Source organism: Kitasatospora aureofaciens (assembly GCF_001188955.3).
GTDB classification, from domain to species: Bacteria; Actinomycetota; Actinomycetes; order Streptomycetales; family Streptomycetaceae; genus Kitasatospora; species Kitasatospora aureofaciens.
Genome location: NZ_JPRF03000043.1, coordinates 292,787 through 308,003, shown reverse-complemented (window position 1 = coordinate 308,003; position 15,217 = coordinate 292,787). Strand labels below are relative to the sequence as shown.

Here is a 15,217-nt window from a genome sequence, read left to right as displayed (position 1 = left end):
ATCGCTGGCAACGGGTCGGAGGGCGACCGTGCGCCGGGGCTGCCTTCCGCCGTGGCCCAGGTTCTCGGAGCGGGCGGTGAGGTGGTCGGGGCGGGCTTTCTGGTGGCCGATGGCCTCCTGGTCACCTGCGCGCACGTGGTGGTCGCCGCCGGAAGTGGGCCCGGTGAGCCGGTGCGGCTCGTCTTCCCGCACGCGGACGGTGCGCCGCGGGTGGACGGCCGGGTCCTGGACGAGGCCTGGCGTGCCCCGGGAGGCGACGACGTCGCCGTCGTGCGCCTGAACGGGAGCACTGCGGGTACGGAGCCGTTGCCGTTGGGCTCTGCGGAGGGGTGCCGGAGCCACCGGGTGCGGTCGTTCGGGTTCCCCGCGCAGGCTCCGCCGGGCGGGCACTTCGGCTTCGGGATGGCCGGTGATCTGCTGCCGCCCGGTGCGGGCAGGGGCGCGCTGCTGCAGTTGACCGAGGCCAACGACCTGACCACCGGGTTCAGTGGCGGCCCGGTCCTGGACGAGGTGACCGGCCTGGTCATCGGCATGGTCACCGAGATCACCGCCCCCGACGCCTTCGAGCGGGGGCAGGGCATCGCCTATGCCACCCCGACCCGGACACTGCGGGAGATCCGGCCCGACCTGGCCGAGCGGGACGTGTGCCCCTACCGGGGACTGGAGCCGTTCACCGCGGAGCAGGCCCGGTGGTTCGAGGGCCGCAGGGACGCGGTGCGGCAGGTGCTGGCGAACCTGGCCCGGCACAGGCGGCTGACGCTGCTGCTCGGGCCCTCCGGATCGGGCAAGTCGTCCCTGATCCAGGCCGGCGTCCTACCCGCCCTCGCTGCGGGTGAACTACCGGGCAGCGAACGGTGGTTGTCCGTGCTCGTCAGACCCAGGCAGGATCTGACGGCCGAACTGGAACACGCCGGACTTGTCGGGGCCGCCACCGACGGGATCGCCGCCGCCGTCATCCGCAGACTCGCGGCCGACCCCGGCTGCCAACGCGTCATCCTGATCATCGACCAGTTCGAGGAGTTCCTCGCCCAGCCGACCGACGGCCGACGGCCGGACCACCGCCCGGCCATCGCGGACCAGCTCACCGCGGCGGTCGACTCGATCGCCCGGCTCCAGGTGATCCTGGTCATGCGCGATGACTTCTACCATCAACTCGCCGCCCTGGCACCGAAGTTGCTGCATGCCTCGATGCCCGGGCTCCTCAACGTGCCGGGCAGCCTGAGCCAGGACGACCTGCGCGACATCATCACCCTGCCCGCCCAGGACGTGGGCGCCCGCTTCCAGCCCGGACTGCCCGAGCAGATCGTCACCGACGTCCTGGCTACCACCCCCGACGGGACCGCCACCCGCCAGGCTCCCGTCACCGTCCTGCCCCTGCTGGAGCTGGCCCTCAGCCAGCTCTGGCAAGGCCGCCGGGACGGCTACCTCACCCACGACGCCTACCGGCGCATCGGCGCGGTCACCGGAAGCCTGACCACCTGGTGCGACACCGCCCTCGACCAGCTACCCCCCGGCCACCGGTCCATCGCACGGCGGATCCTGACCTCCCTGGTTCGCCCGGCCGACCCGAGCCACCAGATTCCGGCCATCCGGGCACAGGTGCCCCTGCGGGAGCTGCGCGAGCTGGCAGCCGACCCCGACGCCGTTCCCGGCAGCGAGCGAGCCATCGATGCCGTCCTCGCCGCCCTCACCGGCCACCGGATCATCACCACCTACACGCCTGCGGCCGTAGGATCCGACGCCCCGGCCGGGCAGCCGGTGGCCGAGCTCATCCATGACGCGCTCATCCGCGACTGGGGCACGCTACGCGAGTGGGTCAACCAGGACCACCGCTTCCAGGAGTGGCTCGAACACATCCGGGAACGGCGAGCCCGCTGGGCCCAGCAGAAGGACCCCGGTGACCTGCTCGGCGGGACGGCGCTCGCGGAAGGCCTCGAATGGTCCCGGCACCGCCGCCTACCGAGCGGGATCGCCGCTTTCCTCACCGCCAGCAGGCAGCGCCAGCAGGCCGCCATCCGGCGCAGCAGGCGCCTCAACGCGGTCCTGGCCGGGGTCCTCGTCCTCGCACTCGCCGCTGCGGGATACGCGGTCCGGCAGCAGCGGACGGCCGTCGCCGAACGGCAGACGGCCCTCTCCCGGCAGCTCGCCCTCCAGGCCGGCACCCTCATCAGCACCGACCCCGACCTCGCCTCGCTACTGGCCGTCCAGGCGTACCGCACCGGCCACACTCCCGAATCCGTCGAGAGCCTGGACAACGCCGCGTCCCTCCCACTGCGGCGACGCCTGTCCGGTCACACCGACTCGGTCTACTCGGTGGCGTTCAGCCCCGACGGCCACACCCTGGCAACCGGCAGCGGTGACAGGACCGTTCGGCTGTGGGACGCGGCCACTGGCACTGTCCGAGCCACCCTCACCGGCCACACCGGCGAGGTGCGCTCGGTGGCGTTCAGTCCGGACGGTCACACGCTCGCAACCGCCGGTACGGACAGGTCCGTTCGGCTGTGGGACGCGGCCACCGGCACTGTCCGAGCCACCCTCACCGGCCACACCGGCGAGGTGCGCTCGGTGGCGTTCAGTCCGGACGGTCACACGCTCGCAACCGCCGGCGCCGACGGGACAGTTCGGCTGTGGGACGCGGCCACCGGCGCTGTCCGCACCACCCTCACCGGCCACACCGGAGAGATCAATTCGGTGGTGTTCAGCCCGGACGGCCACACCCTGGCAACCGCCGGCGCCGACGGGACAGTTCGGCTGTGGGGCGCGGCCAGCGGCACTGTCCGAGCCACCCTCACCGGCCACGCCAACGAGGTCTACGCGGTGGCGTTCAGTCCCGACGGCCGCACCCTGGCGACCGGCAGCCGCGACTACACGGCACGGCTGTGGGACGTGGTCACCGGAACGACCCGCTTGACCCTGACCGGCCACAGTGACGCGGTGGTCTCGGCGGCGTTCAGTCCCGATGGCCGCACCCTGGCAACCGGCAGCGCCGACAACACCGTACTGATGTGGGACGTGGCCACCGGCGCCACCCGCACACCTCTGACCGGCCACACCGGAGAGGTGTACTCGGTGGCGTTCAGTCCCGACGGGAAGACCCTCGCGTCCGGCAGCGGCGACAGGACCGCGCGGCTGTGGGATGTGGGTACCCGCTCGATGCTGACGGGCCACACCGGACCGGTCTGGTCGGTGGCGTTCAGCCCCGATGGCCGCACCCTGGCAACCGGCAGCGGCGACAAGACCGCGAAGCTGTGGGACGTGGCCACCGGCAGGAGCCTCACCACCCTGACCGGCCACACTGGCGAGGTGTGGTCGGTGGCGTTCAGTCCTGACGGCCGCACCCTCGCGACCGGCAGCGGCGACCGGACCGTGAAGCTGTGGGACGTGGCCACCGGCAGGAGCCTCACCACCCTGACCGGCCACACCGACATGGTGATGTCGGTGGTGTTCAGCCCGGACGGGAAGACTCTCGCCACCGCCAGCCGCGACCACACCGTGAAGCTGTGGGACGTGGCCACCGGCGCGGCCCGTGCCACCCTGACCGGCCACACCAACACGGTGTTCTCGGTGGCGTTCGGTCCTGACGGCCACACCCTGGCAACCGGCAGCGCGGACCGGACCGTTCGGCTCTGGGAGGCGGCCACCGGCAGGAGCCTCAGGACGCTGACCGGCCACACCGGCGAGGTGTGGTCGGTGGCGTTCAGCCCCGACGGGAAAGCCCTCGCCACCGCCAGCGGCGACAACACCGCACGGCTGTGGGACGTGGCCACCGGCAGGAGCCTCACCACCCTGACCGGCCACACCAACACGGTGTTCTCGGCGGCGTTCAGTCCCGACGGGCAGACCCTCGTCACCGCCAGCCGCGACCACACCGTGAGACTGTGGGACGTGGCCACCGGCGCGGCCCGTGCCACCCTGACCGGCCACACCGACATGGTGTTGTCAGCGGTGTTCAGCCCCGATGGAAGAACCATCGCCACCGGTAGCTACGACGACACCGCTCGGCTGCGGACCATCGTCCTCCCCCGACCCGCCGCAGCGATCGATCGGATCTGCCGGGCCGTCAGCCGAGGTCTGACCCAGGAGGAGCGGGCGGCGTACCTGCCGGGCGAGTCAGCCGGTCCGGTATGTCCGCCCGGCTGAACCCGGGGGTCGGAGCGCGACCGCCGGTGGCCTCCGGGGCCGGCGGCGGGTGGCGGGCAGGGTGTGCAGGGGCCGCAGCCGGTGGAGGGCGTGGGCAGGGCGGACCGAACCGCCCCTGGCCCGAGGGGAAGTCCGTTACGCTCCGTACCTGGCATGGCGGTTCGTTGTCGCACTGTCCTGGGCGCCGGCGCGCGCGGTCCCTGCCGTATCCGCGCCCGTGCGGCGAGGAGGTGACGGACCGTATTCGTCCGCGACTCCTTCCGCCTACCCACGGTGGTCGGCTCCGCCGGTGCTGGTGTCACCGCGAGGCGGAGCGGGCGAACCCGAGGTTCGATGGAAGGGGCGTCCCGGGGTGCCACCGGCCCGCGTTCGGGCGAGCGGCATCCGCAGGGGAAGTCCCGTGCTCAGACAACCGGACGCCATGGGAGGAGCCAGGCCATGGAGAGCCACGAGGACGTCCTGAACGGCGGGCGATGCCTGTACCCGAGCTCGCGACGGCCGGGCCCACCCGCGGCCTCGTCGCCCGCAACGGCGCCGAGCGCCCGGACGCGCCCGGCGCCGGGCCGGCTGCCGAGGAGGAGACGCGGCAGGCTGGTAGCGACCCTCACCGCCGTCCTGACCGGCACTGTCATGGTGATCGGCACGCTTCCGTCGAGTGCCGTCACCACCGCTGTCCCGGCCTACCAGCAGCAGCTGGGCAACGACTGCGAGGCGACCTCCCTGCGCATGGTGCTGGCCGCACGGGGAGTGCAGGTGTCCGACCAGGACGTGCTCGGACACATCGGCATCGACCTGGCACATCCCAAGGCGGGGGTCTCGGGGCCGCTGTCCGGGGACCCGTTCCAGGCCTTCGTGGGGAGCCCCAACGGCTCGGAAGGGGCCGGTACCGGCTTCGGCGTGTACTACCCACCGGTCGCCCGGGCCGCGCAGTCCTACGGCATGTCCGTGGCGGCAGCCGGACAGGGCATCTCCCCCGCCCAGCTGGGCAGTGCGGTCGCCGCGGGGCACCTCGCCATCGTCTGGGTCGACTACAACTGGCGTGACGTCGCGGCGGGCTCGTACACCGCGTACGACGGCCGTGTGGTGCCCTACGCCGGCCCGTCCGAGCACACCGTCGTCGTGACCGCGGTCAGCAACGGGCAGTATCTGATCAACGACCCGGCCCGTGGGCAGCTGCAGATCAGCGCGGCGGCCTTCGCGGCCGGGTACGCCAGTTACGGCGACATGGCGGTCATCATCCAGTGACCGCTCCGCCCCCGCCCGGCTGCTCGAAGCGGGGCCTGATCGAAGCCGACACCACGCCGACGCCTTCTTCGCGTCCAAGAATTACAAGGAGCTGGTGAACCCGGACGAGAGTAAGTTCATCGATATGAATTCGGTGGCGGTAATGGTCACTGAAGAAAAGGTTGTGATGTAGCCCTTCGGGCTACGCGCTCCTGCCGCCGGTTATCACGTGAGTGCAGGTACGCGTGAGAAAGAGCGCGCACCCTGCCGACACCGGCTGGCCGCAGGTGCACTCCCGTCGCCACAGCTCCAGGCCGAGCGGGAGACGGCTGTCGGTGAGGACGGTCAGCAGGGTGTCGTGGCCGGGCCCCGCGTTCAGTTCCAGCGCCCACTGCCACCGGCGGCGTCCGCGCTCGGCGGTGACGGGGGCGAGGCTCAGGCGCGCACCGGAGGCCGCGGCACGACCATGCAGTGCCGCGGCCATCCGCAGCAGCCCGCTGGATCCGCGGCGGCTGGCCGCGATCGACGTCGACGCCCCCCGACGGTGACGTGCCGGCCCTGAGTCCGGTCTGACGAGCTCAGCCCGGCCTTGTGGCGCGTGCACCGCAGGGCGGAGCATCGGCGACCGGCGACACCTGACGCGCCACCCACCGCTGCCCCACAGCGAGCACCACACCGGCACAGGCGCTGCCCAGGAGGGCGCCCGCCAGGACGTCGCCCGGATAGTGGACGCCGGTGTGGACCCGGGAGTAGCCGACAGTACAGGCGAGCAGGGTGAGCGGGGTGGCGGCGGCGGGCAGGAGCGTGCCCACCGCGGTGGCCAGGGCGAAGGCCGAGGCGGTGTGGCCGGAGGGGAAGGAGGCCGAGACCGGCATCGGCACGTGCCGGTTGACCACCACCCGCGCCGCCTCGCGGTCGGGGCGGGGGCGGCGGACCAGGTGCTTGCCGAGGACGTTCGCGGTGAAGGAGGCGACGGCGACGGAGGCCGCGCCGGCCTGTCCGGCGCGGCGCCACCGGCCGGGGCCCAGGGTGAGGGCCGCCGCGATGGAGAAGTTGATCTTCGAGTGGTCGGCGGCCCGGGAGAGCGCCCGCAGGCCCGCGTCGAGGGTGGGCGTGTCGGTCGCCGCGACGGCGGCGTACACCGCGCCGTCGAGCGCGGCGAGGTCGTGCAGGACCGGGCCGGCGACGCGGCCGACGAGACGGCCGGTGACGCGGCCGGTGACGCGGCCGGTCATGAGTGGCCGCCCGTCCGGGACGGGCCCGTACGGCCCAGGGCGAGCCGGGTGACGTCCCGCCAGTCCAACCGGTGGGCACGGGCCTGCTGGGCCGGGTCCGCGCCGGGGCGGTCGCGGGGGACGCGCACCCGCAGGGCGCGGTGCCGCAGCGTGCAGACGACCGGGGTCGGCAGGGTGAGCGCCTCGCCGTCGACGGCGACGGGGATCTCGGGGGCGTCGGCGTGCACGGTGACCTGGCGCGCCGACAGCAGCTTCAGCCCGCCGGCCCGCTCGCCCAGCAGGGCGAGTTCGGCCGCCTGGGCGGCGGTGTCGACGCGGATGCCGAGGACGCCCAGTACGCCGCCGTCCAGGCGTGGGCGGCGGCCGAGGTCGACGGGGTCGGGCGCGGCGTACGGGTTGTTGCTGACCAGCAGGGCCTGCGGCGCCTCGATGCGGTGGCCGTCGGCCTGGGCGGTCAGCCGGGTGCCGCCGTCGCCCACCAGCAGGTCGGGAAGGGTGTCCATGACGGTGGCGGCCTTGGCGTCGCGGTACTGGGGGCTCTGCACGATCTGGGCGTAGGCGCCGAAGGAGACGGTGTTGACGAAGGTCCGGTCGCCCACCCGGCCCAGGTCGACGGCGAGTTCGACGCCGTCGCGCAGGGCGTCCAGGCAGGTGGCGGGGTCGGCACGGTCGAGGCCGAGGTCCATCGCGAAGTGGTTGCGGGTGCCGGCGGAGACGACCAGGAACGGCAGGTCGTGCTCGGCGGCGACGGCCGCGACCAGTGCCTGGGTGCCGTCGCCCCCGGCGACGCCGAGCAGGTCGGCGCCCTCGGCGACGGCCTCCCGGGCGAGCTCGGCGACGTCCTGCCGCAGCGAGGGGTCGGAGGTGTCGAGCAGCACCACCCGGGCGCCCAGTTCCTCGGCTCGGCGGACGAGGTCGAAGCGTTCGACCTTCCCGCCGCCGGACCGCGGGTTCATGATCAGCACCGGTCGGCGCGGCGGCGGGGCCTCCCGCACCGGCATCGGCCGGGCCGGCCGGCCCGCCCGCAGCGCGGCACGGGCACAGCCGAGCCCGACCAGCCACAGGGCCAGGCCGATCACCGCGAGCAGCAGCACCTCGGCGCCGTAGGCCAGCACGACGACACCGATTGGCGCCGCGACGGCCAGCGCCGCGCCGGCGATCCGTGGCAGGGCCCGGCGGGTGATCGCCCACCAGGCTCCGACGGCCATCAGCACCAGCCCGACGAATTCGGCGAGCAGCACCAGCAGCCCGTGCGGGCCGGTGAGGATGAGCACCAGCACCGCCGCCAGTGCGCACAGCAGTGCGAGCCGCGCGAGCAGTCGCGGCCGGCGCCGGTCCACCACTTTGCTCATCAGCGCACCCTCGTCCGCTCATTCCCTCCGGTCAACCCCTCCGGACGACCGGCTGACCCCTCCGGTTCACCCACCGTAACCGGAGGGGCTGTCCGGGGCGCGCCGAACGGGGCGCAGTGGTCAACGGGCGGCTCGGCACGGCCGGTTCGGGAAGTGTGGCGGGGCCGCCCGGTCGGCCAGAATGTCCAAAAACACTTCCGGGGCGAGTGCGCCCCACGGTTCGATCAACGAATCCGGGGCCTCCCCCCAGAAGCCGTAGACATGCACGAAGAATCTGCGTCCCCAATGGTCAGCAGCGCATCGCGTACGACAGCGCCGGGGAGATCGGTGATCCACTGCCGACCACTGGTTGATCACGACATCACACAGGCCCTAGCTCGGTACGCGCGCCATCGATGTGATGGTCAGCGGTCCCAGCGGGGTCCCGCCGAGCGTGGTGAAGTCGAAGTGGCGGTACAGGGGGACGTTCGCCGGGTCCGCCGTGGTCAGGTGGACTGCTCCCGGCGTCGTCAGGACGTGGTCCAGGAGGGTGCGGCCCGCTCCACGGCCGGTGAGGTCCGGGCGGACTCCGATGAACTCCAGGGTCCAGGCCCCCGCGGGGGCCCCGCCCTCGGTGGCGTCCAGATAACGCAGGGTCCGGCCGAGGGCGCGCGGCCCGCTGCTCAGCAGGGTCCGGGCCGCCCAGAGCGCGCGGGCGCCGGCGGACGGGGTCCCGCCCGGCGGGGTCAGGACGGCTGCCGCCAGGAGCCGTCCGTCGGTGTCCACCAGAGCCGTACGGCGGGCCCCGGCGAGGCCGGCGTGGGTGTGCAGGGTGGCGCGGAACCAGCGAGAGCGGGCGGAGTGCGCGCCGCCGCAGATCCAGGAGACGGCCGGCTCCCGGGCGAACGCGGCGGCCAGCAGATCGGCGCAGTCGGCCGGGTCGGGGTCGGTGTCGATCCGGCGGGAGGCCGCGGCAGCGAGGTCCTCAGACATCCCGACCCCGCTCCAGGGGCGCCTCGGGCACGAGGTGGCAGACGAGCAGTTTGAGAAAGAACAGTGGTGCGAACCAGGCAAGCGTGGCCGGCACCGGCAGCCAGAACAGGTTGACCAGGACGGCTGCCATCAACACCGCCATCGCCACGGGCCGTTTGAGGTGGACGGGCGCGAACTCCACCGCCACCGCCCCGCCGAGGAGCAGCGCGGCATTCGCCGAGGTCCAGGCGAGGTCGCCGGAGAGGACGTACAGCCCCATCGCGGCGAGGTGGATCAGGTGCGCCGAGACGAACAGCAGCCGGGCGCGCCGCGCCGCGGGGTCGGCCCGGTGGTACCAACGCTTCGCGGCGTTGGTGGCGTTGGTCAGGACCCCGCCGATCAGGTCGAGCCCGGCCAGGGCGACCACGACGAGTTGCCCTGTCGACCAGTCGCGTGCGGCTCCCGAGCGCCACAGTCCGGCGGCCAGCAGCAGGGCACAGCCGAGGAGGCCAATGGTCTCCACCGCGGACTCGGAGCGGGACTTGCCCGGACCCATGAACCGTTCCAGGCGGCCGGCGAGGCCGGACGGGGTGGCCGGTATCTCCCAGGAGATCCTCAGGTCAGTGCGCATCGTTCGGCTCCTGTCCGGGGGCCGGGGTCGCCGCTGCACCCCACAGGCCGCGCAGGAGGCGCCACAGCTGGTCCGGGGGGGCACCCTCCGGGAGGCCTTCGAGGGATCCGCTCGTCATCAGGGCCACGGCCCAGGCGTCCGCGGCCCGGACCACGGCGGCGGTCACCGACACCATCAGAGCGTGGTCCACATCGGTACGGATCATCCCGAGCCGACGGCCGTCCGTGACCAGGGCGCCGAACCAGTCGAGCCACAGGCTTCCGTCGCTGCGCCCAATGGCAGCGTCGGCGAGGGCCAGGTCCTCGGGGTGGTCCCTCAGGTGGGCGGCGAGGGCGGCGCATCCAGCGGTGAACCGGGCGCCGAAGTCCTCCTCGTCGCGAGCAGGGTCCCAGGGTCCGAGGGCGTCCAGCAGCCGGTCGAGGACTCCGTCGAGGACCGCGGTGAGCAGGTCCTCCCGGCCGTCGAAGTAGTGGTACGCGGCGGTCTTGGAGACTTCTGCCGCCTCGATGATCTTGTTGTAGGAGGCGCCTTCGGCGCCGTGCTCGGCGAAGTGCCGACGCGCGACTCCCAGGATGTGCTCCCGGCGTTCGGCGGGCAGGCGGTCGAAACGGGGAAGAGGCATGAACGCATGATACGCTCCAGCAGGGTGTACCGCCAGTGCACCCCACTGGTTTATGGAGGCGGCCGCAGTTCCGCGCGCTCTCCCTGCCTGGTCATGGCCGGGGTGGGGCGCCGCTTGGAGCCGGCGTAGCGGGGGTGGTGCGGGGGAGTCGTGTGGCGTTGGCGAGGCCGATGAGGGCGGCAAGGGCGAGAGTGGCCATGGCCGCGGCGTAGGCGTGTTGGGTGAGGTTGGCGACCAGGATCGTGCCGGCAACGGCGGTGCCGAACGAAGAGCCGAGGTTGGAGATGCTCCGGGACAGGCCCGAGATCTCGCCCTGCTGGTCCTCGGGGAAGGCGGACTGCACGACGTTCACGGACGGGGTGAGCATGACGCCGAGGCCCAACCCGATCAGGAGCAGGCCGGGGGCGAACGCCCAGGCGGTGGGGTTTCCGCGACCAGGCCGATCAGCACACCGATGCCGGCGATGGCAAGGACGAACCCGGTGATGATCAGGTGCGCTGCGGGAGGCGTTTGGCGGGGCGTTCGGCGGCGAGCGAGGAGGCGAGTATGCCGAGGGTGGCGGCGGTGAAGATGACGCCGGTCTGGATGGCGTCGTAGCCGCGCACGACCTGCAGGTAGGTGGCGACGGTGAACGAGGTGCCCATGAGGAGCAGCCATTGGGCGTTCTGGGTGACCAGGCCGAGGTTGGACGTGCGGGTGCGGAAGACGGTGGTGGACAGCAGGGGTTCGGTGCCGGCGCGCTCTTCTCGGCGGATCCAGTGCAGGAACCAGGCGAGGACGAGGGCGCCGGCGGCGATCAGGCCGAGGGTGAGCCACAGGTTGTTGTCGGCGGCGAGGATGCCCATGACGATCAGGATCAGTCCGCCGGCGCCGGTCCAGGCGCCTTTGGATACGGCGGGTGTTGTACCAGCCGTCGATGTAGGCGAACAGTGCGAGGTCGGCGTCTACTGTTGTACGTCGCCGACCGGATCGCGAAGGGTCGGCCGGCGCTCCTACGAGTGGCTGTGTCGGGTCAGGCGCACTGCCGGATCCGGCACTGGGTGCAGGTCCAGCATCATGTCAAGGGACAGAGAGCCGTCCGCCTCAGTGAAGAAGCCAACCGGTTGGAAGCCGTTCTTCTCGTAGTAGCGGATGGCACGAGGATTGTCGGCGCGGACGCCGCCCCACAGGATGATCCTCGTCCTGCCGAGCAGTCGTGCAACTTCCGTGATGAGCGGGGAGACGAGCGTCCCGACGCCTCGGCCCTGGTAGTCGTCAGCCAGAGTGGGGCCGAAGCGGCAGTCGGTCGTCCTGGCGAGGTGGATGCCCGCGTCCTGGTAGCGCGCGATGTCCTCGGGAGTCAGATCGAGGCTGAATTCGAGCAGGCCGACGATCCTGCTGGACGGTGCTTCCTCGAGCACCAGCCTGAGCTTGTCGTAGCGTGCGATCGCGTCACACAGCTCCTGGGCGGTCGCGACGTCATACCCGTCGAACGTGCTGAACCGCCTCGATTCGGAGGACAGGGCCTCGAGGAACCCGGCCAAGCGCCCTGTGTCGGCGTGTGCCAGGGGCCGGAAGATGATATCCGGACCGCCATGAGCCTTCAGACGGCGCGTCAGGCATTGGGGATTCTCAGCAATCTCCGTCAGCGTAAGCACCCCAGCAGCCTCTCTCCGTACCAGCTCCGGTGAGACGAACCTACCGGCTGCCGAGGGTCAGGAGGAACGGTTAATGCTTGCTGGGAAGGCACCGTGATCCACAACTCTTGACAATTACTCGTCCTGGTCGGCCGCCGGGCCGTCCCGCGGCGCCCGGCTCGGCGGCCCTAACCGTCGTGCCGCGGTCGCCCTTGCTCCCAGCCGCCCGCCCGCGCCCTCCCGGGCGGGCACGCTACCGGCCGCTACCCGTCCCACTCCCGCCGCTGCGCCCTGTTCGCCGTCCCGGTCGGTCTTCAGACCGGCCCCGCAGCGCCCTGGCCGGCTGTCCTCCCGCCGGGGTGGTTCGGGTGGCGGGCCGATATGACCGGAGCGGGGCCCGAGGAGTCGACCGTCCTGTCACGGCCCACACCTGCCATGATCGCCGTCATGACGATACGCATCGCACCGGCCGCGGTGGCCGATTTCCATCAGGTCCTGACCGATCACGCCCGCTACTGGGGCGAACGCGACCTTCGGTCGCTGCATCTCCTGGCGCTGGTGCAGGAGTTCGGCTCCACCTGCTTGGTCGCCCGCGCCGAGGACGGAATCCGCGGGTACGTCTTCGGGTTCGTCACCCCGGAGGGCACCGGCTACGTGCATCTGATCGCCACCCGGGACGATGCCCGTGGTACGGGTCTGGGGCGTCGTCTGTACGTGGCTTTCGCCGAAGCAGCGGAACGTCGCGGTGCACGGAAGTTGAAGGCGATCACGTCGGTCGGGAACACCGGCTCGGTCGCCTTCCACCGCAGTCTCGGCTTCGATGCGGAGATCATCGACGACTACGACGGCCTCGGCCGGGCCATGGTCGTCTTCCACCGGGATCTGCCGCTCGACACCTCGCGGCCCTGACCGACCGGCCGTGACCGGTCATCGCCGCGGCGGGGCCGCGTCTCAGAGCGGCCCGAGTGGCCGGTCGGCCTCGGGGATGCCGCCTGGCGGCAGGTGCGGGTGGCACGGAGGCGTCAGGCCGGTCGGGCGCTCCGGTCGGGGCGCCCGGTCGAGGAGATGCCGGACCTGGTCCGCGACGATCCCCGGTTGTTCGGCCTGGATGAAGTGACCCGAGTCGACCGTTTCGAACCAGCTGTCCGGCAGCGCCTCGGCCCAACGCCGCTGGTGCTCGACGAGGGCGGCGTGGTGCTGTTCCCGGTCCCTGACGGGGCGGGATGCCGAGAGCGGGACGGTCCGGCACGCCGGCAGCCCGCGCAGCCGTGGCCCCAGCCGCTCGACGGCGCGGCGCGCGACCAAGCCGCCCATGCTGTGCGCGACGAGCACGACCTGGCCGGGGACGACGCCTCGACCAGCGCGACCAGGTCCGCGGCCATGTCGTCGACGCTCGGGTGCACCGTTGTCCGCCCGCTGCGGCCGAAGCCGGCGCGTTCGTAGGCCACCAGTCGCCTTCGTGTGCCCCCTCGAGGGGCCTTGTCAGGTGCGCGGTGTACGGAGGGCGAGGATCGCTATGTCGTCGTGGCCGTTGCTGGGGTGATGGTCGGCCAGGGCGTCGACGAAGTCGTGAAGGGGCAGAGCGGCGTGTTCGGTGACGAGGGCGGCGAGGCGCTCCAGTCCCGTCTCGACTGGGTGTTTCGGGTGTTCGATGAGCCCGTCGGTGTAGAAGATCACCGTGGCGCCCGCCGGCATGGTGTGGGTGTGGTCGTTGCGGGGCTGGGTGACGTCGACGCCGAGGGGGAGGTCGGGGTCGGCGTGCAGGTAGCGGGCTTGATGGTCGGGGGTGAGCAGCAGGGGTGGGGGGTGGCCTGCGGTGCTCCAGCGCAGTGTCCAGGTGCCTTGCTGGGCGGGTTCGATGCGGGCCAGGCAGGCGGTGGTGACGTGCTGGTCGGTGATCGCTTCGAGGGCCTGGTCGAGGTGGGCGAGGACGGTGCTGGGTGGGGTGCGCTGGTCGTAGAGCAGGGCGCGCTGCATGTTGCGGATCTGGGCTGGCGGCGGCGGCTTGGAGGTCGTGGCCGACGACGTCGCCGATGACGGTTCACGGTCTCGACCACGGGCCGCAGTGCGTCCCGGTCGGCCAGATGCTGAGGGTCGTGGCACTGCTCGGCCGTGCCTTCAGCGCGGTGGAGATGATGGCCGTCCTCCAGCGCCCAGCCACCGAGCTGCTGACGCCGGTGGCAGAGGCGATCGCGGCGGGCGTGTTGGAGGAGCGCGGTGATCTGCTGGCGTTCCGGCACGACCTGATCCGCCGAGTCGTGGTGCAGAGCTACTCACAGGCCGTCCGCACCGCTCTGTACCGGCAGATCGGCGTCGCACTGGCTGCGATGAACGCTCCCGTCGAGCGTGTCGCCGAGCATCTGCTGGAGGCTGCGCAACTCGGTGAGAGCGATCAGCTGCCCCCACGGAGGCCCTGCATGACGACAACCGATCACTCTCACGCTCTGCACCACAACTTCGTGGTCGCGCTGCTCAACGACCTGTTCGGCATCCAGGCCCGCGGCGGCTGCTCGTGCGCAGGTCCGTACGGGCACCGTCTGCTGGGGATCGGCGAAGAGCATTCGGGGGCACTGCGCGACGAGGTCGTCATGCGCGGCCGCGAAGGCATCAAGCCCGGCTGGACGCGAGTCAGTTTCCCGTACTTCATGTCCGACACCGTCCGGGACTTCATCATCGAGGCAGTCGATCTCATAGCCACGGAGGGCCACCGCCTGCTCCCCGACTACCGCTTCACCCCCGGCTCCGGCCTCTGGCGCCACCGACTCGCCCGACGGAACTCTCGTTGAGCCTGGCCGACCTCCACTTCGACGCCCCGGACGGCCCCTGCTGGAAGCGCGCCAACTCACAGATCCACCATGGCGAGGAGTCTCTGGCGGGCTACCTCGCCCACGCACGTCGCCTCGTCGCCGAACGTCCCGAACGCATTGCCGAAGGCCGTATCGACCTGCCCGAGGACTTCGAGGCCCTCCGCCACTTCACCATTGCCGAGGCCTGCTTGCGGGCACACCCCGGCGGCACCGATTCGTGAACCGGCGCCCGGCTGAGGCGTCGCCGGCCGCTCATCCGGGCCGGTGGACGGCACGTCAGGCCACGCACCGCTCGATGCCCCAGAGCGCCCCAGAGCGCGCCCAGCCGGCACCGCCCATCTGCGCGCCCTCCTCACCAGCGTGAGCTCCGACGAGCACGAGCTGTGGTGGAGCCCCCTGTGGGGCCGCCGCAAGCGGTTCGCCTGGGTGGACATCACGAACGTGGAGGTGGTGAAGAAGAACGAGCGCGCCAACGCCCCGGACATCGTACGGATCACGCGCCGGGTCCACGGCGTGTGCGTCCTGCCGGTGCTGATCGGCCTTCCGGGCAGTCGGCGGGACCCCGATGTCGAGGCCAAGGCCGCCGACCTGGCCACCGCCTGGCGCACCGCCACGGAAGCGGCCACGAAGTAGGAGCGC

At 72.0% G+C, this 15,217-nt stretch carries 17 protein-coding genes; 6 read left to right on the top strand and 11 right to left on the bottom strand.

The features are described from left to right. Nucleotides 1–51: 51 nt before the first annotated feature. Together HS99_RS27580 and HS99_RS27570 are read left to right on the top strand one after the other, a co-directional pair. A complete protein-coding gene (locus HS99_RS27580; RefSeq protein WP_078938524.1) occupies nucleotides 52–4,140 on the top strand; it encodes an nSTAND1 domain-containing NTPase in 4,089 nt (1,362 codons plus the stop codon). Nucleotides 4,141–4,770: 630 nt separating this feature from the next. Then, entirely contained in the window at nucleotides 4,771–5,385 is a 615-nt protein-coding gene (locus HS99_RS27570; RefSeq protein ID WP_030556980.1) for a C39 family peptidase, read from the top strand. A gap of 181 nt (nucleotides 5,386–5,566) precedes the next feature. On the opposite strand, the gene HS99_RS27565 is transcribed toward HS99_RS27570, so the two are convergent. From HS99_RS27565 to HS99_RS27530, 9 genes are all read right to left on the bottom strand, one after another. After that, nucleotides 5,567–5,848: a hypothetical protein gene (locus tag HS99_RS27565; RefSeq protein ID WP_030556982.1), complete on the bottom strand. Its 282-nt coding sequence runs from the start codon at nucleotides 5,846–5,848 to the stop codon at nucleotides 5,567–5,569. Nucleotides 5,849–5,942: 94 nt separating this feature from the next. Then, nucleotides 5,943–6,599 carry a phosphatase PAP2 family protein gene (locus HS99_RS27560; protein WP_078938508.1) on the bottom strand — a complete coding sequence of 219 codons (657 nt, stop codon included), beginning with the start codon at nucleotides 6,597–6,599 and terminating at the stop codon, nucleotides 5,943–5,945. Then, nucleotides 6,596–7,951, bottom strand: a complete 1,356-nt coding sequence (locus HS99_RS27555; protein ID WP_030556986.1) for a diacylglycerol/lipid kinase family protein — start codon at nucleotides 7,949–7,951, stop codon at nucleotides 6,596–6,598. The genes HS99_RS27560 and HS99_RS27555 overlap by 4 nt, the downstream gene beginning before the upstream one ends. A 372-nt stretch (nucleotides 7,952–8,323) precedes the next feature. After that, on the bottom strand, nucleotides 8,324–8,923 hold the full coding sequence (locus HS99_RS27550) for a GNAT family N-acetyltransferase (RefSeq protein WP_030556987.1): 600 nt from the start codon (nucleotides 8,921–8,923) through the stop codon (nucleotides 8,324–8,326). Beyond that, nucleotides 8,916–9,533 carry a hypothetical protein gene (locus HS99_RS27545; protein ID WP_030556988.1) on the bottom strand — a complete coding sequence of 206 codons (618 nt, stop codon included), beginning with the start codon at nucleotides 9,531–9,533 and terminating at the stop codon, nucleotides 8,916–8,918. Before HS99_RS27545 ends, HS99_RS27550 begins: the two co-directional genes overlap by 8 nt. Further along, nucleotides 9,523–10,155: a TetR/AcrR family transcriptional regulator gene (locus tag HS99_RS27540; RefSeq protein WP_046385563.1), complete on the bottom strand. Its 633-nt coding sequence runs from the start codon at nucleotides 10,153–10,155 to the stop codon at nucleotides 9,523–9,525. Before HS99_RS27540 ends, HS99_RS27545 begins: the two co-directional genes overlap by 11 nt. Nucleotides 10,156–10,246: 91 nt before the next feature. Then, entirely contained in the window at nucleotides 10,247–10,522 is a 276-nt protein-coding gene (locus HS99_RS48200) for a hypothetical protein (RefSeq protein WP_305953127.1), read from the bottom strand. Nucleotides 10,523–10,643: 121 nt separating this feature from the next. Next, the gene (locus tag HS99_RS48195; RefSeq protein ID WP_305953126.1) at nucleotides 10,644–11,000 is read right to left on the bottom strand and encodes an MFS transporter; all 357 of its coding nucleotides are present in this window, start codon (nucleotides 10,998–11,000) and stop codon (nucleotides 10,644–10,646) included. A gap of 147 nt (nucleotides 11,001–11,147) precedes the next feature. Next, complete coding sequence (locus HS99_RS27530) at nucleotides 11,148–11,792, bottom strand: GNAT family N-acetyltransferase (protein ID WP_046385562.1); 645 nt, start codon at nucleotides 11,790–11,792, stop codon at nucleotides 11,148–11,150. A 414-nt stretch (nucleotides 11,793–12,206) separates the two neighbouring features. On the opposite strand from HS99_RS27530, the gene HS99_RS27525 reads away from it, so the two are divergent. Further along, entirely contained in the window at nucleotides 12,207–12,680 is a 474-nt protein-coding gene (locus HS99_RS27525) for a GNAT family N-acetyltransferase (protein WP_094743047.1), read from the top strand. A 42-nt stretch (nucleotides 12,681–12,722) separates the two neighbouring features. Here the strand turns inward: HS99_RS27525 and HS99_RS48555 are convergent, their stop codons facing one another. Together HS99_RS48555 and HS99_RS27515 are read right to left on the bottom strand one after the other, a co-directional pair. Continuing rightward, on the bottom strand, nucleotides 12,723–13,085 hold the full coding sequence (locus HS99_RS48555) for an alpha/beta fold hydrolase (protein WP_141763835.1): 363 nt from the start codon (nucleotides 13,083–13,085) through the stop codon (nucleotides 12,723–12,725). 168 nt (nucleotides 13,086–13,253) lie between these two features. After that, nucleotides 13,254–13,748 (bottom strand): PP2C family protein-serine/threonine phosphatase, encoded by a 495-nt coding sequence (locus HS99_RS27515; RefSeq protein WP_050366308.1) that lies wholly within the window; start codon nucleotides 13,746–13,748, stop codon nucleotides 13,254–13,256. A gap of 119 nt (nucleotides 13,749–13,867) precedes the next feature. Between HS99_RS27515 and HS99_RS45950 the strand changes: the two genes are divergently transcribed. The 3 genes from HS99_RS45950 (at nucleotide 13,868) to HS99_RS27500 (ending at nucleotide 15,211) form a co-directional block, all read left to right on the top strand. Then, nucleotides 13,868–14,557, top strand: a complete 690-nt coding sequence (locus HS99_RS45950; RefSeq protein WP_198429383.1) for a hypothetical protein — start codon at nucleotides 13,868–13,870, stop codon at nucleotides 14,555–14,557. Beyond that, nucleotides 14,554–14,799, top strand: a complete 246-nt coding sequence (locus HS99_RS27505) for a hypothetical protein (protein ID WP_030556996.1) — start codon at nucleotides 14,554–14,556, stop codon at nucleotides 14,797–14,799. The genes HS99_RS45950 and HS99_RS27505 overlap by 4 nt, the downstream gene beginning before the upstream one ends. A 139-nt stretch (nucleotides 14,800–14,938) precedes the next feature. Beyond that, the gene (locus HS99_RS27500; RefSeq protein WP_030556998.1) at nucleotides 14,939–15,211 is read left to right on the top strand and encodes a hypothetical protein; all 273 of its coding nucleotides are present in this window, start codon (nucleotides 14,939–14,941) and stop codon (nucleotides 15,209–15,211) included. Nucleotides 15,212–15,217: the final 6 nt, after the last annotated feature.